Source organism: Flavobacterium sp. (assembly GCF_049590715.1).
Classification (GTDB): Bacteria; Bacteroidota; Bacteroidia; order Flavobacteriales; family Flavobacteriaceae; genus Flavobacterium.
This window is the reverse complement of record NZ_JBAWDL010000067.1, coordinates 37718-57671: the sequence shown is the minus strand read 5'-3', so window position 1 is coordinate 57671 and position 19954 is coordinate 37718. Positions and strand designations below refer to the sequence as shown.

The following is a 19954-nucleotide window of genomic DNA, read 5'->3' as shown; positions in this document are numbered from 1 at the left end:
ATTTTGCTACACATTTAAAAGAAGCATAGGCTATTCGAAAAATACTTTTCGGATAGCCTATGCTTCTTTTGTGATTATTTGAGAAAGCGTATTTAATGCCTACTTACGTTCGATAAATTATTAGGGAAATATAAATTGGATAATTGATCAAATTCATCACCGCGCATGAATAGTGAAATATCGATATCAGCAAAATCAGTTTTTCCGGCTGCGGCCAAAAGTTCATTTGCAGCATATAAAGTGTTTTTATGAAAATGAAACACTCTCTCTGATTTGTCTGTAACGACTAAACCTTTCATTAGCATTTTATCTTGGGTAGCAACACCAGTAGGACATTGGTTATTATGACAACGAAGTGCTTGTATGCAACCTAATGAAAACATAAAACCACGAGCACAATTACACATATCAGCACCAAGAGCTATGGCATGTAAAATAGAATAACCAGAGATGATTTTTCCGCTTCCTATAATGCGTATTTTATCTCTAATACTATAATCAATAAGCGTTTTGTTGACAAAAATTAAGGCAGGTTCAAATGGCATTCCTACACCATCTGAAAACTCTAGTGGTGCTGCACCAGTTCCACCCTCTGCACCATCAACGGTAATAAAATCAGGGTAACAATCAGCAGCAATCATTTCGTGACAAATATCTTCAAACTCAGTGGTGTTTCCAATACAAAGCTTAAATCCAATAGGTTTTCCATTTGATAACTCACGGAGTTGCGCTATAAATTGAATTAATCCTTTAGCATCAGAGAACGCATTGTGAGAAGGAGGAGATAAGATCAAAGTATGAGGTATAACTCCTCTTATTCTTGCTATTTGCTCTGTATTTTTAACAGCTGGTAAAACACCTCCATGACCAGGTTTTGCTCCCTGTGAAAGTTTGATCTCAATCATTTTTACAGTAGGGAAGTTGGCTTTTTCTTTGAATTTAACGGCATCAAAAGTTCCTTCGGGTGTTCTACAACCAAAATATCCTGTTCCTATTTGCCAAGTCACATCGCCACCTTGAAGATGAAATTCAGTCAGACCGCCTTCGCCTGTATTGTGATAAAATTGTCCTTTTTGAGCACCTTTATTGAGTGCTATAATAGCGTTTTCGCTCAAAGAACCAAAACTCATAGCTGAAATATTAAGCAAAGACGCATGATACGGCTGTTTACAATCTTTACCACCTATCCACACACGAGGCAAATCCTCATTGACTTTGGATGGGAAAATGGAATGCTTGATACCTTCGTAATCTGAGGTATTAATGTTTAATTGTGTCCCAAAAGGGGTATTAGCATCAATGTTTTTGGCTCTTTGGTATACTAAAGCACGTTGGTTTCTTGAAAAAGGCTTCCCGTCAGTAGCTCTTTCGATAAAATACTGTTGAATTTCAGGGGAAATCATTTCAAATAAATACCTAAAATACCCCAGTACAGGAAAGTTTCTTAATATGGCATGTTTTTTTTGTAATGTATTGTAATAGCCTACAAGAAGAACTATTGGTAGTAAAACAAGGAGCAAAAAACCTAGTTTTAAATAATAATAAACTAGTGCAGTTAAAATTAAAAGTATAAAGCCATACGTGAAAAATTGCTTTCTCATGATGTAAATAATTATTTAAAATGTGTTTATAATTGAATAACTTCAATAAAAGGGACAAGAAAATTAATTTAATCGCAACCTGACATAGACATGTTTAATTCCTTTTTTATCAGAATCTCTTTCGTCGATTTCTAAAATTTCAGTCAGTGATTTGAGCATCGGAGTCAGTTTTGAAAAGCCATAATTTCTAGGATCAAATTCGGGCTTTTTCTTAACAATTAAGTTTCCTACATCACCCAGAAAAGCCCAGCCACTGTCATCAGCAATATCTTCAATAGTATCTTCAATAAGGTCTATCGTTTGTAAATCAACAGTGTTTAATGTTTTAACAACGGGTTTTTTGGTTCCAGCAGGAGTAGGAACAGCGGGTTTCTTCGTTTTTTTCTTAATAGCGCCGTCCAAAACTTCGATATAAATAAAACGATCACAGGCTACAATAAAAGAGTTTGGGGTTTTCTTTTCTCCTATGCCTATGACTTTCATTCCTGATTCTCGCAAACGAATCGCTAGACGCGTAAAATCACTATCACTAGATACGATACAAAAACCATCCACTTTGTCCGAGTATAGTAAATCCATCGCATCAATAATCATAGCCGAATCTGATGAGTTTTTCCCCACCGTATAACTGTATTGTTGGATAGGAGTGATGGCGTGTTCTAGTAAAACACTTTTCCAACCATTAGCGTTGGGTTTTGTCCAATCGGCGTAAATACGTTTGGTAGTTGGAGTGCCAAATTTAGTAATTTCTTCCATCATGCCTTTTACATTGCTATAAGGGACATTATCAGCATCAATAAGTACGGCAAGCTTAAGTTCTTTGGAATTTTGCGACATAATATTTTTTTGAGTGTGTTAAAGATAGTCAATCTTTAGTGTAAAAAAATTCTAAGACCGTTTTTAAACTTTTGTTAACATAGGTCTAGGAGCATTACGGTCTATATTTTAATCCTGATCCCTCCAGCTGTCCACTTTATCTCTACCTCCGAACCCCGGAGCTAGAGGATGCCGTTTCCATCTGGGCTAGGCAACTACGTATGTGCTTCTAATACCTTTTCGAAAAGAATCGAAGTTGCTTGGATGTAAAATAGTAAATTTTAAAATAACAGTATGTAGTTTAGGTTTTGTGACTTAGCTGTGAATTAAATTTATAAATCCATTTACAAAACTGGTTAATTGTTTTTGAGTTTCAGGGTTCGTAATAGTGCCTTGAGTGTCAAATTTTCCTTTTATTCCTGAAATGAGCAACGTGGTTTCGTCTGTAAATTTTGCCATTGCAGTTTTCATGATGAGTTGTAATTCTTCGTGACCTTTTTGTCCGCTGGCAGATGCTGTTATAAGTCCTGTGGGTTTATCTGTAAATAATGTTGTGGCAATACACCATTCAATAGCGTTTTTCAGTCCGCTGGGAATACTGAAAATATATTCGGGTGTAGATATGAGTATTCCATCGGCTTTTTGAATGGCATTTCGAAACGCTAGAATTCCTGCTGGAGGATGCTGTTCTGAAAGTTCAGGGTCAAAATGAGGAAGCGATTTTAAATCGTTGTAAATAGTGACGTCAAATTGTTCTTTAGTTAGATTTTCAATATATTCAACTAATTTTAGGTTAGTTGAATTAGAACTGGCACTTCCAATTATTGCTAAAATGTTTTTCTTCTCCATTTATTAATTTAATAAGCAAACACATCAAATTTAGCGTTGTTAAAACCAAAACTACTCACTTTGTGCATTCCCATTTTTTCATGAGCTCGTAAAGAAGGTTCGTTGTCACTTCGAATAAACAAAACTCCTTCACGATTAGGTTCATTGTGTATCAGTTCCTTGAACATTAGTTGTGCTAATCCTTTTCCTCTTTGGTCTTTGCTTACGCAAATAGGACCATAAATATAGGAATCTGCTGTACCAGTATAGGATTCAAACATGGCGTTTACAATGGGAACCGTAAGTTTATGATGCGCAGCTTTAGATGTTGTTAGTAAAAAACCAACAACTTGATCATTCATAAGAGCTACAATCTGTGGCATATCGTGCATCATTTCTTGTATTTGATTCTTATTTAGCTCTCCTGAAAGTGTCCCTCCTTGTGATACTTGGTTGTCAGATTGTAACTTTATAATACCTTCTAAATTGGCTTGCTGTGCTATTTTAATTTCAATAGTGTCTTTCATGAAAGTTTTTCTTTTTAGCGATATTGATAAAATATCTTTTACATATTAATGAATCTTTTTTTTGTGTTATCTAAAGCGAACTTTTAACAAACATTGGTTTATTTATTGTTTAAAGGTAAATAAATTTCAATTATTGAATTAGGATGATTCCATTGAAATCGATAATCGTATTTTTCAAAATGGACAAATCCTATTTTTTTATGGTCTTGAATTTCAAATTTCATTTTAGGTAAAATGACTTTGTATATTTCGAATATTGTTTGTTTTATATTTTCCATTTTGCCTTTATGAATAAATAATTGATAGTTGCCTTTTGGAATTTTTACAGTCGTAAAATGTTGTGGAAATATTTGATTGAGCTTAGGAATTGCAGCCAAGTAGAAGTATTGATCGTTTGTTTGGAATGTTATTCCGTATTTCTCCCAATTTATATTATTTTGATTTAGGTTATTTTTTTTTAGTTCATTGTTAAACGTTTTCCAAAGATTTTGAATGAGTTCATAATTTTGAGTTTGAGATTTTGACAATTCCGTTTGTAGTCCACAAAGCGGTATGTCTTGTTCTAGTATTTTCATTCTTAGGTATTGTAGTGAGGAGTACTGGTTATTGATGTGACAAGCTTTGAGTTTTATAATGATACCAAATGTATTTATTTTTTCTTACAAATCAATAGGAAGTTTTATCCTAAATATTTGTGAATCGTCTATAGGAAACAAAACGGGAAAAATAGCCCAGATGGTAGCGGCATCCTCTTGTGGTAGCGATAGCGGACACAAGAGATATAGCGAACAGCTGGTTGTAAGTGAATTGAAAACACTATCGTAAATAGCTCCTAAAAAAATAACTTTACATTAATAACGCTAATAAAATTTAAATAATTATTTTTGCAAACTGTTAAAATTAATGTTATTACATCACGATAGTATGGTAAAAGATTTATTTGAAAGAATTCAGAACAATAAAGGACCGTTAGGGAAATGGGCTTCGCAAGCAGAGGGATATTTTGTATTTCCAAAATTAGAAGGAGAGTTAGGACCAAGAATGAAGTTTCAAGGTAAAGATATTTTGAACTGGAGTTTAAATGATTATTTAGGATTAGCAAATCATCCAGAGGTACGTCAAGCGGATACTGATGCTGCAATTCAGTTTGGAGCTGCTTACCCAATGGGAGCACGTATGATGAGTGGTCATACGACTTATCACGAACAATTAGAAAATGAATTGGCTACATTCGTAATGAAAGAGTCGGCTTATTTATTGAATTTTGGGTACCAAGGAATGGTGTCTATCATTGATGCTTTGGTTACTAAAAATGATATTATTGTGTATGATGTAGATTCACACGCATGTATCATCGATGGTGTTCGTTTGCACATGGGAAAACGTTTTACGTACAAACACAACGATCTTGAAAGTATGGAGAAAAACCTGCAACGTGCTACTAAAATGGCCGAAGAAACAGGTGGCGGAATTTTGTTCATCACAGAAGGTGTTTTTGGTATGCGTGGGCAACAAGGAAAGTTGAAAGAGATTGTTGCGATGAAGCAAAAATACAATTTCCGATTATTAGTGGATGATGCTCACGGTTTTGGTACTCTTGGAAAAACAGGCGCTGGAGCAGGTGAGGAGCAAGGAGTACAAGGGGATATTGATGTGTATTTCTCTACTTTTGCTAAATCGATGGCTAATATTGGTGCATTTGTAGCTGCAGATAAAGATGTGATTGATTATTTGAAATACAACTTACGTTCGCAAATGTTTGCTAAAGCATTACCGATGATTCAAACAATTGGTTCATTGAAACGTTTGGATTTATTGCGTAAATCACCAGAATTAAAAGATAAATTGTGGGTAAATGTAAATGCATTACAAAGCGGTTTAAGAAATAAAGGATTCAATATTGGTGATACAAACACTTGTATTACTCCAGTATATCTTGAAGGAAGTATTCCTGAAGCAATGGTGATGGTAAACGATTTGAGAGAGAACTACGGTGTTTTCTTGTCTATTGTTGTGTATCCAGTGATTCCAAAAGGGATTATCTTGTTGCGTATGATTCCAACTTCATCACATACACTTTCCGATATTGATGAAACTTTGGTAGCTTTTGAAGCGATTAGAGAAAAATTAGTAAATGGAACCTACAAAACAATTGCAGAACAAACCACCGTAGATGTTTCTTAAGAGAGAAAGATATATAGAGATAGAGCTCTGAAAAACAAAAAACCATTCGTGAAAGCGAATGGTTTTTTTATTTTTAAACTTAGTATCTTTCCTTATAATTCTTTTCGAAATGTTTTTCTGCGACAGGTAATTTTTGGGTCAAAGTTCTTCCATAACAGTTGAATGGCGATATTGTCCGCTAATTCAGGAGTACGGATGCAGGTTTCTATATTTTTTTCGGTGAAAGTAGTATGCATTTCTTTAAAAAGTATGGCATGGACACCTTTGTTTTGGTATTCAGGATGTACGCCAATCAAATAAAATGTAACTTCTTTACTGTTTTTTCGAGCGTTTAACAAATGCCAGAAACCAAAAGGGAATAGTTTTCCTTTGGCTTTTTGTAAAGCTCTAGAAAAGCTAGGCATCACAATAGCAAAAGCGATAATGTTATGGTCTTTATCTTCTACAAACTTGATGTATTCAGGATTGATGAAGCTGATGTATTTTTTTTTGAAATACTCTTTTTGGATATCGGATATAGCAACAAATGAAGACAAATTAGCATATGAAGTATTAAAAAGATCAAACATTTTGTCGACATAAGGCATAACGTCTTTGGTCTTTTTGAAGTTGAGTGGTTTAAGCTGGTAGCGTCTTTTGATTAACTCTTGTGCTTTGTCAAAATATTCAAGCTTTACATTCTTAAAAGGGAATTTACTTTCAATGTATTCTTTTTCAGTTGTATAACCCAATTTTTCAAAATGGGATACGTAATAAGGGTGGTTGTACCAAGTGACCATTGTACCTAGTTCATCATATCCTTCTGTAAGGACACCTACTTTGTCTAAATTGGAAAACCCCATAGGACCTTCAATATATTCTAATCCATTCTTTTGACCTAGTTCATATACTTTTTCTAGTAATGCTTTGGTTACTTCGATGTCATCTATTACGTCAAACCAACCAAAACGCACTTTCTTTTTTTGTTGGTTATTAACTTCTTCCCAATTGATGATAGCTGCAATCCGACCTATTATTTTACCTTCACGAGAAGCGGTGTAAAAATAAGCTTCGGCACTATCAAAAGCAGGGTTTTTGGTTTTATCGAAAGTTTCTAGTTCGTCGGCAATAATAGGCGGAACCCAGTATTCATTGTCTTTGTATAGATCGAAAGGGAATTTTATATAATCAGTAAGTTCTTTTTTAGTTTTAGCTTCTGTAATTGTAATCATTCGTTGATGTGCGTATTTTTTGTTTTGAACTTGTAATTAATGAAGAATTATTGGCAACCTGTGTTTAGAAAAAAACTTATTGTTGTGTGTGATATTTTTAAAAAAAAATAAAAGAATCGTTCTGATTTATCGACTTTTAAAACTATTTGCCAATCAACAAAAGTTAATTACTTAAAAACGAATCATTTTTTTTAGCCTTCTCTTCTGTCTTCTCTTTTTTGGATTTTTTTCCTTTTTTGGTTTCTTTTTTAGAATCGTTATTGTCTAAATTGATTATAACATCTTTGTAATTGGCATCATACCTCCAAGAAAAACCAATACCTCCATAAAGGATAGAAGGAGTTGTCTTGAAATTGGTACTAATAGAAGCATCAACTTGCATGCTCTTATTAATCAAATATGCGGTTCCACCACGTATAATCGCATCACTGTAAAAGTTGCTTTTATATCCTTGGTTTTCAATAAAACCAGACCATTTATCGTTGAAACCTCTTGTCAGGGTTAGGACATAACCATAACTAGGATATTCAGTCAAAATGTAATCAGCTATGATGTTCGTTACAAAAACCCATCGGCCATCACCAAGGTGGTTTTGTGTTATCAACATGACTTTTGGTGAAACACTACCATCTTGTGAAAAATGATAAGGATTACTGCGGAATGTAATGTTGGCTCCCCCAAAAACAGATACTGCAGGAATTAATTGATGCCAGTCGAAACGACGATTGGCTTTCCAACTAAAGATATTGATTTTTTTTTCGTAATTTTTAAAAGGATCATAAAGCAAAAACTTAGCTCCTAATACAGTTTGTTTTAAGGCTGATTTATTAGACGAAACAGTTCTGGTAACAATATTTTCATATTGGTATTGTAAATTCGCTATAAACTCTAATCTTTCATCAAAATAGCCATAGCGGATATCCATATCAACTCCTAATCCCTTTGCATCATACCCTAATAAGTCATGGCTTTCTTCAATGCCATAAATCCCAGATTCAATCTGGAAAACGGATTTTCCTACAGCAAAAGCGGACATTGATTTCCCTGGTCTATTGGAGTTTATTTCATCAGTATGTTGTCCATATTGAACAAATGGAGCCAGTGCAAAAGCAAGGAATAGTGCTGTTTTGAAAGGGTTCATGCTATCGTATTTTAAGATTTAGTTGAATTGTATATTTCAAATGTACTATAATTTATTATTTATTTAAGAATCATAGTTTAATTTAGAACGTAGGATTTGTTAAATTTGTATAAAATAAAATTGATTATGCAAACAGCTTCTTTTATAGGTTTTATAAAAACGTTATTTTATATAATGGCATTCTACTATATTTTTAAATTTTTGGCACGATTATTTTTGCCTTTAATAGTAAAGAAAGTAGTAGAAAAGGCAGGTACTAATTTTCAACAGCAACAATACAAAAATCAAGATACTTCATGGAATAAAACCCGTTCTGGTGAGGAGATATTTTACAATCCTACCGAGTCTAAAAATCCAAAAGAAACTAAAAAAGTGGGAGATTATGTTGATTATGAAGAAATAGATTAAATTTGCTGTAAATTTTTCTTTTTAACCCACAATAAAACGCTCAAAAATTGAAAATTATACATAAGTTCTATCCGCATGCTCTTGCCATTATTGGTTTTGTTTTAGTATCTCTTATTTATTTTTATCCTGTATTACAAGGAAAACAAATCTTTCAATCGGACATAGCCCAATATACGGGTATGGCTAAGGAACAAAACGATTTTAGAGCTTCGGATCATAATGAACCTTATTGGACTGATGCAGCTTTTGGTGGTATGCCTACCTATCAATTAGGTGCAAAGTACCCGCATGATTATGTAGGTGCGCTTGATGATTTGATTCGGTTTTTACCTCGTCCTGCTGATTATTTATTTCTTTATTTTCTAGGATTTTACGGGTTGTTATTAGTGCTTAAAATTGATCCTCTCAAGGCTTTCTTTGGCGCCATTGCCTTCGGATTCTCTACATATTTAATTATTATTCTAGGTGTTGGACACAATGCAAAAGCGCATGCCATTGGGTATATGCCTATGGTGATTGCTGGTTTTATATTAGTATATCAAAAAAGATTTATACTTGGAGGTCTCGTGACTTTATTTGCAACGGCTTTAGAAATCAATGCGAATCATTTTCAAATGACTTATTATTTGTTGATTTTTTTATTGTTGCTATCTAGTTACTTTATTTATCAAACAATAAAAAAGAAAGAAACAAAAGAATTATTTCAGTCGGTAGGAGTCCTTGCCATTGCTGGTATATTAGCTATTGGTGCAAATGCAACTAACTTGTTAGCAACAGCTGAATATGCTGATTTTAGCACTAGAGGAAAAAGTGAATTGACCTATAATCCAGATGGTTCTACTAATACCAATTCGAGTGCTCTTTCAAGAGAGTATATTACCGAGTATAGTTATGGAATTGCAGAAAGTTTTAATTTAATTGCTCCAAGATTGTTTGGAGGTTCAAATAATGAAAATGTAGGTACAAATAGTCAAATGTACCAATTTATGATGGCACAAGGTGTGCCAGCAGATCAAGCCACTGATTTTGTTAGAGGAATGCCAACATATTGGGGAGATCAGCCTATTGTTGCTGCTCCAGCGTATATCGGAGTCGTAGTTTTCTTTTTGGCTATGTTAGCGTTGTTTATTGATCAACGCAAAATAAAGTATGTTTTTCTTTCAGGAGCAGCTGTAGCTTTGTTGCTTTCATGGGGTAAAAACTTTCCTCTTTTAACTGATTTTTTTATTGATTATGTACCAATGTACAATAAGTTTAGAGCCGTTTCTTCAATCCAAGTGATTTTAGAATTGTGCTTTCCAGTATTAGCTATAATGGGACTGCAGTCATTTTTTACAGTTACCAAAGAACAACAACAAAAAGGATTAATACAAACCTCCGTTTTAGGGTTTGGAATTATTGTTATTTTGTTTTTAAGCAAAGGAATGTTTAGTTTTTCAGGAGGTAGTGATAGTTATTTTTTACAATCTTATGGTCTTGAATTTGTAGAGGCGCTAAAAACAGATAGAAAAAGCTTATACAGTGCTGACTTGTTGCGTTCTGGTTTTTTTATGCTATTGATTACAGGAATTTTATGGTTGTTTATAAAGAATAAAATAGCTCAAAATACGGCCATTATAATTGTTGCTTTACTAATGGTTTCAGACTTGTTTTTTGTAGCCAAAAAATATGTCTCTGCTAAGGATTTTGTAAGCGGAAGAGAAATAGCAGTGCCTTTTCAAGAAACAGAATCAGATGCTCAAATACGCAAAGATAGTTCACATTACAGAGTTTTTGAAGTCAATGGAAATTTCTCCAGCGCAAGAGCTTCTTATTTTCATAAGTCAATTGGTGGCTATCATGCGGCAAAACCAAGAAGAATTCAACAATTATTTGATTACCAAATTTCCAAAAACAATATGGAAGTTTTAAATATGTTGAATGTGAAATACATTATTCAAACAGATAAAGAAGGAAAAGAATTCCCAACCATTAATCCAAACGTCAACGGAAATGCTTGGTTTGTTCACGATGTTAAATTAGTGAATAAGGCAAATGACGAAATGAAATCCTTGGATAAATTAAATACTAAAGTAGCGGCTGTTTTTAACATTCAAAAATACCGTTCTAAGTTTAAAAATGTACGTTTAAAAAGGAATTTAGATACCTCTGGAACGATTCAGTTACAAGTATATAAACCTAATTATTTAAAATATACTGCCGAGACTAAAAAAGAAGGTTTGGCTGTTTTCTCTGAGATTTATTATGAAAAAGGTTGGAACGCATACATTGATGGTGAATTAAGTTCACATTTTCCTGTAGATTATGTTCTTAGAGCAATGATGGTTCCTCCTGGAAAACATACAATCGAATTTAAATTTGAACCAGATGTTGTAAAAACGGGAAGTATAATTACGTTGATTAGTTCAGGAATTATTTTCTTGTTATTGCTTGGTGGGGTTTATTATGAAAGAAAAAAGATTGTCAATTTAAAAGGTGAAAAATAAGATTTTTTAAAATTTGTATATTTGAATATGGATATTCAAGAACCAAATAAGAAAAAAATGTCAACTGAAGTAAAAAGGAATAAAATACCTGAATTGCAAAAACAATACGTAGAACGTTTAGAACGATTTATGGCATTGGTTGAACTTTCGTATGCTTTAAAAACGGCTCCAAGAATTACTCATAAAAAATAATGCTGCACGAAATTTTAAATATCTGGAAAGAGTTCAATACGCATCATTTACGCTATTTGACCATAGGTGGTTTAGCGGTTAATATATACGGCTATACAAGAAATACTGGCGATATTGATATTTTGATTGAAGATACATTGGAGAACAGAAAGAATCTTCGCAAAGCTTTTGCCGCAATTGGGATAGGAGATTTTACATCAATTGAAACAATGCAGTTTGTACCTGGATTTACTGATTTTACTATTTCTTATGGATTACGTTTGGATGTAATGACGTCAATTAAGGGACTAGAGAATGAAATTTTTGAAGACTTAATAAACAAGGCCACAATAGTAAATTTAAAAGAAGTTCCTGTTTACTTTTTAGACTATGATAGTCTGATTAAAGCAAAAAAAGCAACCAACAGACCTAAAGATATTTTAGATATTGAAGAGTTAGGTAAATTAAATAACGAAGGGTAGTAATCAACTTTTTACTGCTTATAACTTCAAAACATAAACTTGGAACCAAAAAAACTCTTAATCATTACTTACTATTGGCCACCTGCAGGAGGTCCAGGCGTGCAACGTTGGCTGAAATTTGTAAAATACTTACCAGACTTTGGGATAGAACCCATTGTCTATATTCCTGAGAATCCTACGTATCCTATTATAGACGAAAATCTCGTTCGTGATGTGTCGGATGAAGCAATTGTGATTAAAAGACCAATTTTTGAACCCTATCAGTTGGCTTCTTTTTTTTCTAAAAATAAAACAAATAAAATAAGTTCAGGTATCATTCCTAACAAGAAGAAACAAGGTTTTTTAGATAAAGTCTTTCTTTGGGTTAGAGGGAATCTTTTTATTCCTGATGCCCGTGTTTTTTGGGTAAAACCATCGGTAACTTTTTTAGAGAAATATATTGTTGAAAATAATATTGATACGATTGTTACTTCTGGACCGCCGCACAGTTTGCATTTAATTGGATTAGAATTAAAACAAAAATTAGATTTAAAATGGTTTGCTGATTTTCGGGATCCTTGGACTACTATTGGTTATCATAAATCCTTGCGTCTTTCCACTTTTGCAGCTAAGAAACACAAACGATTAGAACACCAAGTTTTAAATACTGCTGATACCATTATTGTAACCAGCAAAACAACTAAAACCGAGTTTGAAGCGATAACTTCAAAGCCAATTGCTGTAATTACAAATGGGTATGATGTAGAACCTGTTACAAATCAAGAATTAGATACTAAATTTACATTGGCACATATTGGTTCTTTTTTATCTGAAAGAAACCCAAAGATTTTATGGGAATCTTTAGTAGAATTGATTGATGAGGTTTCTGATTTCAAGAACCAACTCGAAATCAAATTAATAGGAGCAGTTAGTCAAGAAGTTCTGGAAACCATCGGTCAATTTGGTTTAAATATGTATCTGAATAATTTAGGGTATGTTTCTCATGAACAGGCTATTGTGCATCAAAAAAAATCTCAAGTTTTATTGCTTATCGAAATAAACTCTCAAGATACCAAGAGCATTATTCCTGGGAAATTATTCGAATACATGGTCTCTAATCGTCCTATTATTGCCATTGGACCACAAGATTCGGATTTTGCCGAAATCATCACAGGTACGAATACAGGACAATTTTTTAACTATACCGAAAAAGAACGTTTAAAAAGAGTAATTTTGGACTTTTATAATCAGTTTTTGGAAGGAAAACTACAATCGCATGGAATAGGTTTGCAAAAGTATTCCAGAAAGAATTTGACTAAAGAATTAGTGAATTTAATTACTTAGAAAAAAGTTATGGGTTAAGGGTTATGTGTTGAGTGAGGTCTGACCTCTAACTCCAAAATACAAAGTTCCAACTATCAACTTTCAACTTCTAACATATAACCCTTAACTTTTAAGCAACGAAATGGGAATCGTTTTAAATCAGTCATTAAAAAACACTATCATAACCTATTTAGGATTTGGGATAGGAGCCATAAATACACTTTATTTTGCACCAGTTTTCTTAGGAGCAACATATTATGCATTGACAAATTATATTTTATCAGCGGCTAATGTTATAATGCCTTTGTTCGCCATTGGGATGCAAAATACCTTAGTCAAATATTATTCGCAATACAAAACGGAAGGAGAACGCGAACGCTTCTTATCTTTTACGGTACTTTTCCCCTTATTACTTTGTATTCCAATTGGATTAATAGGATTATTCTATTACGATGATATTGTTTTTTTTGTTACCAAAAAGAATCCCGTAGTCAAAGAATTCATATGGTTAATTCCTTTTACAGGACTGTGTATGGCATATTTTGAGATTTTTTATGCTTGGGCAAGAGTACACATGCACTCGGTTTTTGGGAATTTTATTAAAGAAGTTGGTTTGCGTGTTTTTTCGTTACTAACCTTGATGGGAGTGTATTTTAAATGGATATCCGTAATTGATTTTATTTATATAACTGCGGGGATTTATCTATTAGCTTTTGTGGTGACTATGTTGTATGCTTTTCGTATCAAAAAGCCCAATTTTCAGTTTACCATTCCTGAAAATATTAAAGAAATTCTGGAATATACCTTCTATATTATTTTATCAGGAAGTGTTGCTAATTTACTTTTGGATGGCGACAAAATCATGTTAAATCAATACATGCTTATCGATAACATTGCCTATTATTCTGTGGCTACATACATTGCTTTAGTCATTTCTGTTCCCAGTCGTGCCATGCACCAAATTGTCTATCCAATCACGGCCAAATTAATGCACGAAAACAAACACGATGAGTTGAATGCTTTGTATAAAAAATCCTCTATCAATTTACAAGTCGTTGGTGGTTTTGTAATGCTGTGTATTTTTGTGAATATCAATCAGATGTACGAAATAATGCCTGACAGTGATTATAAAAAGGGAATTATAGTCGTTTTCATGATTGGCTTATCTAAGTATTTTGACTTGATTTTAGGAAATAATAACGCTATCATTTTTAATTCAAAATATTACCGAATGGTTTTGTTCTTAGGGCTTTTTCTGGTCTTTCTGACCATTGCGCTTAATATGTGGTTTATTCCTTTATATGGGATTTTAGGTGCGGCATTTGCTACTTTATTATCAATTACCTTATACAGTTTAGCTAAGTTGCTTTTCGTAGTCAAACGCATGGATTTGTATCCGTTTACTAAACAAACCATATCGTCAATGGTACTAACAGCAGCACTTTTTCTAGTCTTTTACTTCTGGGAATTCCCAGTATATCCATTAATCGGAATTGGCTTAAAATCAATTTTGGTTACCATCATGTACGTGTATTTAAACTACAAATTCAAAATTTCCAAAGAAATTAATGGAGTGATAGATACCCTTTTGAAAAAAATAAAAATTGGTTAATTTATTAGGAACTGTACGTTTCTATATTTAATAACGAAAGTTCCCGCTATCCACAGTATCTTTTATATTTTGTTCGTACCTCACTGCAAGATAAAAGGATACTTTGTTCCTATCGGGGTTAAGGTTAACGAATGTTCTTTCAATTTCGTTTTAACACAAAGCCAACATCAGAATTCATAAATTTTAATCCGTTTCATGGGGGATTCTATTTCTAATGCAATAAATTTGCAAAAAAATACTCCAGAATGAACATTTACAATGATATAAAAGTAATTATCACCGACTTAGACGGAACCTTGTTAAATCCTTTACATGCCATTTCTAAATACACGCAATCAGTATTTCAGGAGCTTCACAAGCAAAATTATTTGATCATTGTTGCTACAGGAAGGCATCATCTGGATGCCATGCCATTACTCGAACCGTTGGGTTTTCCTGTTTATTTAATCACTTCAAATGGCGCCCGAATTCATTCACCCACAAAAGAACTATTATTTGCTTTTGATATAAAAAGTGAGACTATTCAATCGGTTTTGTCATTAGGAATTCCTTCTGATTTTACCACCGTTTTGTACAGGGAAAATGTTTGGTATACAAATAAACACAACGAAAAACTCAACGAGTTTCAACCCGAAATGAAATATTTGCCTCAAATTGTCAACTATAATGAGGAGAAAGATTTGAGTACTATAAAAATGTTTTTCACTCATGAAAAACATTCTAAATTGGTCGAATTACGTGATGCTATTCTAGAAAAACATGCTGATCTTCTCTCTCATGCTTTCAGTTTGCCTTTATGTTTAGAATTCATGGATCTATCTGTTGATAAAAGTGTGGCCATTGCCAAAGTTTTAGAAATAGAAAATTACCGTTTTGATCAAGCCATCTCTTTTGGTGACGGGTATAATGACGAACGTATGCTAACATCTACAGCTATAGGTTTGATAATGGGCAACGCTCCTGATAGTTTGAAAACTAAGCTTTCACAATTAGAGGTTATTTTGACAAACGGAGAAGATGGTGTTGCGCAGTATTTGTCTGAAAATATTTTGAATCAATAAGTTGTATTTTGAAACTGACAACGATTTTGTTTTAAAACATATAAGAAATTTAAGAGCACATAAGACATTGAAGAGCATATAAGGTTTGACCACAAAGGATACCTCAAAAAAAATTGTGTAAATTATTCAAATTTCTACAATCTTTGTTCTAAAAAAATAAGTGATTTAGATTTGAACTATGGATGTTATTTCATATAATTCGAGATCATATTTTTTAATTCATTAGACTTGGGTTTCTTTCTAAAATAATCTTAAATTTGCGCTTCATAAGAACAACACAACATTTTACAAATGAGCAATACAATAACAACTACCAATTTTAATTTTCCAAATCAAAAATCGGTTTATAGAGGTAAAGTTAGAGAAGTGTATAATATCAATGATGATTTATTGGTGATGATTGCTACTGATAGACTATCCGCTTTTGATGTGGTTTTGCCAGAAGGGATTCCGTATAAAGGACAAATTTTGAACCAAATCGCTACAAAATTCATGGAATTGACTGCTGATATTGTTCCTAACTGGTTGATTGCTACTCCTGACCCTAGTGTTGCAGTTGGTCATTTGTGTTCGCCTTTCAAAGTTGAAATGGTGATTCGTGGCTATCTTTCAGGTCATGCTTCCCGTGAGTATGCTTCAGGTAAAAGAGAAATTTGTGGTGTTGCTATGCCCGAAGGATTAAAAGAAAACGATAAATTTCCAGAGCCTATCATTACGCCAACAACAAAGGCAGATAATGGAGAACACGATGCGGATATTTCAAGAGAAGCGATTCTTTCAAATGCATTAGTAACGGAAGAGGATTATATCGTTCTTGAAAAATATACTAGAGCTTTGTTTCAAAGAGGAACAGAGATTGCTGCTAGTCGTGGATTGATTTTGGTAGATACTAAATACGAATTCGGAAAAACAAAAGACGGTGTTATCGTTTTGATTGACGAAATTCATACTCCAGATTCTTCTCGTTATTTCTATGCTGAAGGGTACCAAGAAAGACAAGACAAAGGGGAGGAGCAAAAACAATTGTCTAAAGAGTTTGTACGTCGTTGGTTAATCGAAAACGGTTTCCAAGGTAAAGAAGGGCAACAAATTCCTGAAATGACACCCGCTTATATCGAAACTGTTTCTGATAGATATATCGAATTATACGAAAACATTTTAGGAGAGAAATTCGTAAAAGCTGATATTACAAACATCAATGAAAGAATTGAGAAAAACGTTTTAGAGTATTTAGCTTCAAAATAATTTACAATCCTTTTTTATATACACAAAGCCACAATCTCGATTTTGAGTTGTGGCTTTTTTATTTTGACCCAATTCTCTTATTTATAATTTGTCCAATGCTTTATCTTGCATTTTAGAAAGGAATACTAATGCCATAATGGCTCCAATTGTTGCAAACAACATATCAGATTGCGTATCCCAAATGTCTCCTTGTGTTCCTAAGAAAGCATCACCACCTTCGCCTGTTGCTAAGGATACAAACCATTCAATCCATTCGTAAGCCGCGCTAATAGCTAAGCAAAGAGAGACAATGATAAAGTTGAAAAAATGTTGATTGTTGATTACTTTTTTTCGAATAAACAATTCCCTAATAATCATCGCAGGAATAAATCCTTGGGCAAAATGCCCTACTTTATCATAGTTATTTCGGCTTTGGTGAAAAACTTCTTTAATGTAATCAAAAAAAGGAACTTCCGCATACGTATAATGACCTCCAATAAATAAAATAATGCAGTGCATTAAAATCAAGAAATAAGTGAAATTGGTAAATCGAAATTGTTTGAAGGTAAAGAGTAATATTAAAAGACCAATGATAGCAGGGATTATCTCCAAAAAGCATGTAAAAGGTTCTTTTGGATTGATAACTGACCATAACAAGGTAGCAAAAAAGACAACCAACATTAAATAAATCGATTTCATAGTATAATTTAAGGAAGTGAAAATACTAAAAAAACCGTAATTCGGGATGAATTACGGTCTTTTTAAAACTTTATGTTTTTATTTACATGGCTCCATTCCCAAAGGCTACAAAGATAATTCCTATGACCATACAAGCTAATCCTGCATAAAGGAAATTTCGAGCCTTAGCCGAAGCATTTATCCATTCTTTGGTGACAATTCCACTCATGATTGCTGTAACCACACAGGAAGTGTTGAAAATAGCATATCCTACCGTGTTTCCGCTGTTGCCTAATTTGAAAGCAGCAAAAGCAAATATAGCCGAAGCTGCATAATGAAAGACTGCCATCACTAAAATTAAGAAAAAGTTCTTTCCAAATGATGGTGTTGTAAAATCTCCCCAAGCTTTTTTAGCAGATAATTGCCAAACAAAATAGGCAGTCATTACTAAACCACCACTGATGAAAATAGGGAACATTACAGCAACTGCCGTGATCCAATCGGCATTTCCTTGTGCTTGACAAGCCTCATGTAAATATGGTCGACCAACCGCATTAGCATAACTAAATCCAGTAGCCAATAAACCACCTATAACAGCGATTAGGATTCCTGTAGTCATCGAACTTTTATCAGTATTGTCATTGTCTTTGTTCTCTACTTTTTCTCTGATGTATCCCGCTTTTCCATTTGCAAAAATTCCAATTAATACAATGAATAAACCAGTAAGAATTAAGGATAATTTGTTAGTAGGAGGTAGTCCTTCTACAATAAAAGGAAGTAAAGAACCTACTAAGATTACAGTTCCGATAAACAACGAAAATCCTAATGATAACCCAATGTAGTTAATTGCTTTACTCCACATCATTACTCCAATTCCCCATAAGAAACTTGCTAATCCCATTTTGATTAAAATATCAGTTGGCATTTCGCTAAAAATCGTTGAAAAGCCATTAATCAACGTAACAGAAGCGATGATGGGCACCACAAACATCGTTAACAAAAAGAACAAGCTCCATGTGTTCTCATATTTAAAGTCTTTTGTAAACTTTTCAGGTAATGCGTAGAGTCCTAGCATTAATCCAGCAAAAATAGCTAGTAAAATTCCTTCAATCATAATTTTGGTATTTGGTTGTTAATATTTTTATTGGATTACCATGTTAATTTAAAAACAGTTGTACTATTGTATTCTTCACCTACTTTGGTAATAGAGTTAGGGGAGTTGACGATATTGGGTCCGTTAGGATAGCGGTGTGTTTCACAACAAAAACCACGATATTTTCCATATTGTTCTCCGTTTTCTCTTTTAATTTCATCGGATGTATATTTACCAGTATACAAAAGCATACAAGGCTCAGTACTATACACATCTAATTGAAGTGATTTGTCTTCGTTTGCTACTGAAGCGACATGATTTAATTCGGCATTTGGATTATCAAAAACATAAAAATGTTCAAAACCATCGTTGATTATAGCATGAACATCTCCAATACGCTTAGGTTCTCTTAAGTCGTCTGCAGCTCCATTGACATCAATTATTACTCCTGTTGCAGCGCCCGTTCCGTCTAATTCTAATCTTTTGTTTGTGTTTACCTGAGCAGTATGATTTTCAACTGTTTCTGTAAATTTTGATAAATTAAAATAGGTGTGATTGGTCATTGATATAGGGGTGTCTTGATTTGGAATTCCTAAATAATCAATACGTAATTCATTGTCATCTGTCAACGTAAATGTTACTGTCACGGCCAAATTACCAGGAAAACCTTCTTCAAGATCTTTACTAAATAAAGCCATTTTTACTCCAGATACGGAATCGCTTTTAATTTTCTTGCCTTTCCATATTTTTTTATCAAAACCTTGTTTTCCTCCGTGTATGTTGTTTTCACCAGCATTTTTGGCTAAATCATAATTTTTTCCGTTGAGTTGAAAACTAGCATTTTTAATTTGAGAAGAATAACGACCAATAGTTCCTCCAAAATAAGGAGAGTTTTTGACATATGCTTCAGAAAAATAACCATCCAAAGTATCAAAACCACAAGTAATATTTTTTAATTCTCCGTTTTTATTTGGTACCAAAATAGAGGTTATAGTCGCCCCGTAATTCGTAATGGTAACTTGGATTCCATTTGCATTTTGCAAAGTATACAAATTGATCTCTTCATCATTTATTTTTCCAAAATGGGATTTGGTTGCAATCATGGTTTGTTACTATTAAGGTTAAGAAA

General features: G+C 33.3%; 19 protein-coding genes. 9 read left to right on the top strand and 10 right to left on the bottom strand.

The features are described 5' to 3' along the window. Nucleotides 1–92: 92 nt before the first annotated feature. The 5 genes from WBQ70_RS03550 to WBQ70_RS03530 form a co-directional block, all read right to left on the bottom strand. Nucleotides 93–1601: an FMN-binding glutamate synthase family protein gene (locus WBQ70_RS03550; protein WP_423910654.1), complete on the bottom strand. Its 1509-nt coding sequence runs from the start codon at nt 1599–1601 to the stop codon at nt 93–95. Between the two features lie 63 nt (nt 1602–1664). After that, a complete protein-coding gene (locus tag WBQ70_RS03545; RefSeq protein ID WP_423910652.1) occupies nt 1665–2438 on the bottom strand; it encodes an NYN domain-containing protein in 774 nt (257 codons plus the stop codon). Between the two features lie 294 nt (nt 2439–2732). Next, entirely contained in the window at nt 2733–3266 is a 534-nt protein-coding gene (locus WBQ70_RS03540) for an NADPH-dependent FMN reductase (protein WP_423910649.1), read from the bottom strand. A gap of 8 nt (nt 3267–3274) precedes the next feature. Next, nucleotides 3275–3772 carry an N-acetyltransferase family protein gene (locus tag WBQ70_RS03535; RefSeq protein ID WP_423910647.1) on the bottom strand — a complete coding sequence of 166 codons (498 nt, stop codon included), beginning with the start codon at nt 3770–3772 and terminating at the stop codon, nt 3275–3277. A 98-nt stretch (nt 3773–3870) separates the two neighbouring features. Further along, on the bottom strand, nt 3871–4347 hold the full coding sequence (locus WBQ70_RS03530) for a GyrI-like domain-containing protein (RefSeq protein WP_423910644.1): 477 nt from the start codon (nt 4345–4347) through the stop codon (nt 3871–3873). A 349-nt stretch (nt 4348–4696) separates the two neighbouring features. Between WBQ70_RS03530 and WBQ70_RS03525 the strand changes: the two genes are divergently transcribed. Beyond that, nucleotides 4697–5956 (top strand): aminotransferase class I/II-fold pyridoxal phosphate-dependent enzyme, encoded by a 1260-nt coding sequence (locus WBQ70_RS03525; RefSeq protein WP_423910656.1) that lies wholly within the window; start codon nt 4697–4699, stop codon nt 5954–5956. A 92-nt stretch (nt 5957–6048) separates the two neighbouring features. On the opposite strand, the gene WBQ70_RS03520 is transcribed toward WBQ70_RS03525, so the two are convergent. After that, nucleotides 6049–7167, bottom strand: a complete 1119-nt coding sequence (locus WBQ70_RS03520) for a GTP cyclohydrolase (RefSeq protein ID WP_423910641.1) — start codon at nt 7165–7167, stop codon at nt 6049–6051. 163 nt (nt 7168–7330) lie between these two features. Beyond that, a complete protein-coding gene (locus WBQ70_RS03515) occupies nt 7331–8308 on the bottom strand; it encodes a transporter (RefSeq protein ID WP_423910638.1) in 978 nt (325 codons plus the stop codon). A 126-nt stretch (nt 8309–8434) separates the two neighbouring features. On the opposite strand from WBQ70_RS03515, the gene WBQ70_RS03510 reads away from it, so the two are divergent. From WBQ70_RS03510 to WBQ70_RS03475, 8 genes are all read left to right on the top strand, one after another. Further along, nucleotides 8435–8716: a DUF4834 family protein gene (locus WBQ70_RS03510; RefSeq protein WP_423910635.1), complete on the top strand. Its 282-nt coding sequence runs from the start codon at nt 8435–8437 to the stop codon at nt 8714–8716. 47 nt (nt 8717–8763) lie between these two features. Next, nucleotides 8764–11202, top strand: coding sequence for a YfhO family protein (locus WBQ70_RS03505; RefSeq protein ID WP_423910633.1), 2439 nt, complete (start codon nt 8764–8766; stop codon nt 11200–11202). A gap of 57 nt (nt 11203–11259) precedes the next feature. Next, nucleotides 11260–11394: a hypothetical protein gene (locus WBQ70_RS03500; RefSeq protein ID WP_423910630.1), complete on the top strand. Its 135-nt coding sequence runs from the start codon at nt 11260–11262 to the stop codon at nt 11392–11394. Further along, nucleotides 11394–11855, top strand: coding sequence for a DUF6036 family nucleotidyltransferase (locus WBQ70_RS03495; RefSeq protein WP_423910628.1), 462 nt, complete (start codon nt 11394–11396; stop codon nt 11853–11855). The genes WBQ70_RS03500 and WBQ70_RS03495 overlap by 1 nt, the downstream gene beginning before the upstream one ends. A 39-nt stretch (nt 11856–11894) precedes the next feature. Further along, entirely contained in the window at nt 11895–13178 is a 1284-nt protein-coding gene (locus tag WBQ70_RS03490; RefSeq protein ID WP_423910625.1) for a glycosyltransferase family 4 protein, read from the top strand. A gap of 121 nt (nt 13179–13299) precedes the next feature. Beyond that, on the top strand, nt 13300–14769 hold the full coding sequence (locus WBQ70_RS03485) for a polysaccharide biosynthesis C-terminal domain-containing protein (protein ID WP_423910622.1): 1470 nt from the start codon (nt 13300–13302) through the stop codon (nt 14767–14769). Between the two features lie 245 nt (nt 14770–15014). Further along, complete coding sequence (locus tag WBQ70_RS03480) at nt 15015–15830, top strand: HAD family hydrolase (protein WP_423910619.1); 816 nt, start codon at nt 15015–15017, stop codon at nt 15828–15830. 291 nt (nt 15831–16121) lie between these two features. Beyond that, the gene (locus tag WBQ70_RS03475; protein WP_423910615.1) at nt 16122–17075 is read left to right on the top strand and encodes a phosphoribosylaminoimidazolesuccinocarboxamide synthase; all 954 of its coding nucleotides are present in this window, start codon (nt 16122–16124) and stop codon (nt 17073–17075) included. An 81-nt stretch (nt 17076–17156) separates the two neighbouring features. On the opposite strand, the gene WBQ70_RS03470 is transcribed toward WBQ70_RS03475, so the two are convergent. The 3 genes from WBQ70_RS03470 to WBQ70_RS03460 form a co-directional block, all read right to left on the bottom strand. After that, a complete protein-coding gene (locus WBQ70_RS03470; RefSeq protein WP_423910612.1) occupies nt 17157–17753 on the bottom strand; it encodes a DUF2238 domain-containing protein in 597 nt (198 codons plus the stop codon). A gap of 82 nt (nt 17754–17835) precedes the next feature. Beyond that, nucleotides 17836–18846 (bottom strand): L-rhamnose/proton symporter RhaT, encoded by a 1011-nt coding sequence (locus tag WBQ70_RS03465; protein ID WP_423910610.1) that lies wholly within the window; start codon nt 18844–18846, stop codon nt 17836–17838. 35 nt (nt 18847–18881) lie between these two features. Then, the gene (locus WBQ70_RS03460; RefSeq protein ID WP_423910607.1) at nt 18882–19928 is read right to left on the bottom strand and encodes an aldose epimerase family protein; all 1047 of its coding nucleotides are present in this window, start codon (nt 19926–19928) and stop codon (nt 18882–18884) included. Nucleotides 19929–19954: the final 26 nt, after the last annotated feature.

Coding starts and splice junctions, on each gene's coding strand:
- WBQ70_RS03515 (WP_423910638.1), bottom strand. CDS start 8,308: ATGAACCCTTTCAAAACAGCACTATTCCTTGCTTTTGCACTGGCTCCA.
- WBQ70_RS03480 (WP_423910619.1), top strand. CDS start 15,015: ATGAACATTTACAATGATATAAAAGTAATTATCACCGACTTAGACGGA.
- WBQ70_RS03510 (WP_423910635.1), top strand. CDS start 8,435: ATGCAAACAGCTTCTTTTATAGGTTTTATAAAAACGTTATTTTATATA.
- WBQ70_RS03545 (WP_423910652.1), bottom strand. CDS start 2,438: ATGTCGCAAAATTCCAAAGAACTTAAGCTTGCCGTACTTATTGATGCT.
- WBQ70_RS03550 (WP_423910654.1), bottom strand. CDS start 1,601: ATGAGAAAGCAATTTTTCACGTATGGCTTTATACTTTTAATTTTAACT.
- WBQ70_RS03535 (WP_423910647.1), bottom strand. CDS start 3,772: ATGAAAGACACTATTGAAATTAAAATAGCACAGCAAGCCAATTTAGAA.
- WBQ70_RS03470 (WP_423910612.1), bottom strand. CDS start 17,753: ATGAAATCGATTTATTTAATGTTGGTTGTCTTTTTTGCTACCTTGTTA.
- WBQ70_RS03465 (WP_423910610.1), bottom strand. CDS start 18,846: ATGATTGAAGGAATTTTACTAGCTATTTTTGCTGGATTAATGCTAGGA.
- WBQ70_RS03495 (WP_423910628.1), top strand. CDS start 11,394: ATGCTGCACGAAATTTTAAATATCTGGAAAGAGTTCAATACGCATCAT.
- WBQ70_RS03485 (WP_423910622.1), top strand. CDS start 13,300: ATGGGAATCGTTTTAAATCAGTCATTAAAAAACACTATCATAACCTAT.
- WBQ70_RS03540 (WP_423910649.1), bottom strand. CDS start 3,266: ATGGAGAAGAAAAACATTTTAGCAATAATTGGAAGTGCCAGTTCTAAT.
- WBQ70_RS03525 (WP_423910656.1), top strand. CDS start 4,697: ATGGTAAAAGATTTATTTGAAAGAATTCAGAACAATAAAGGACCGTTA.
- WBQ70_RS03500 (WP_423910630.1), top strand. CDS start 11,260: ATGTCAACTGAAGTAAAAAGGAATAAAATACCTGAATTGCAAAAACAA.
- WBQ70_RS03460 (WP_423910607.1), bottom strand. CDS start 19,928: ATGATTGCAACCAAATCCCATTTTGGAAAAATAAATGATGAAGAGATC.
- WBQ70_RS03520 (WP_423910641.1), bottom strand. CDS start 7,167: ATGATTACAATTACAGAAGCTAAAACTAAAAAAGAACTTACTGATTAT.
- WBQ70_RS03530 (WP_423910644.1), bottom strand. CDS start 4,347: ATGAAAATACTAGAACAAGACATACCGCTTTGTGGACTACAAACGGAA.
- WBQ70_RS03475 (WP_423910615.1), top strand. CDS start 16,122: ATGAGCAATACAATAACAACTACCAATTTTAATTTTCCAAATCAAAAA.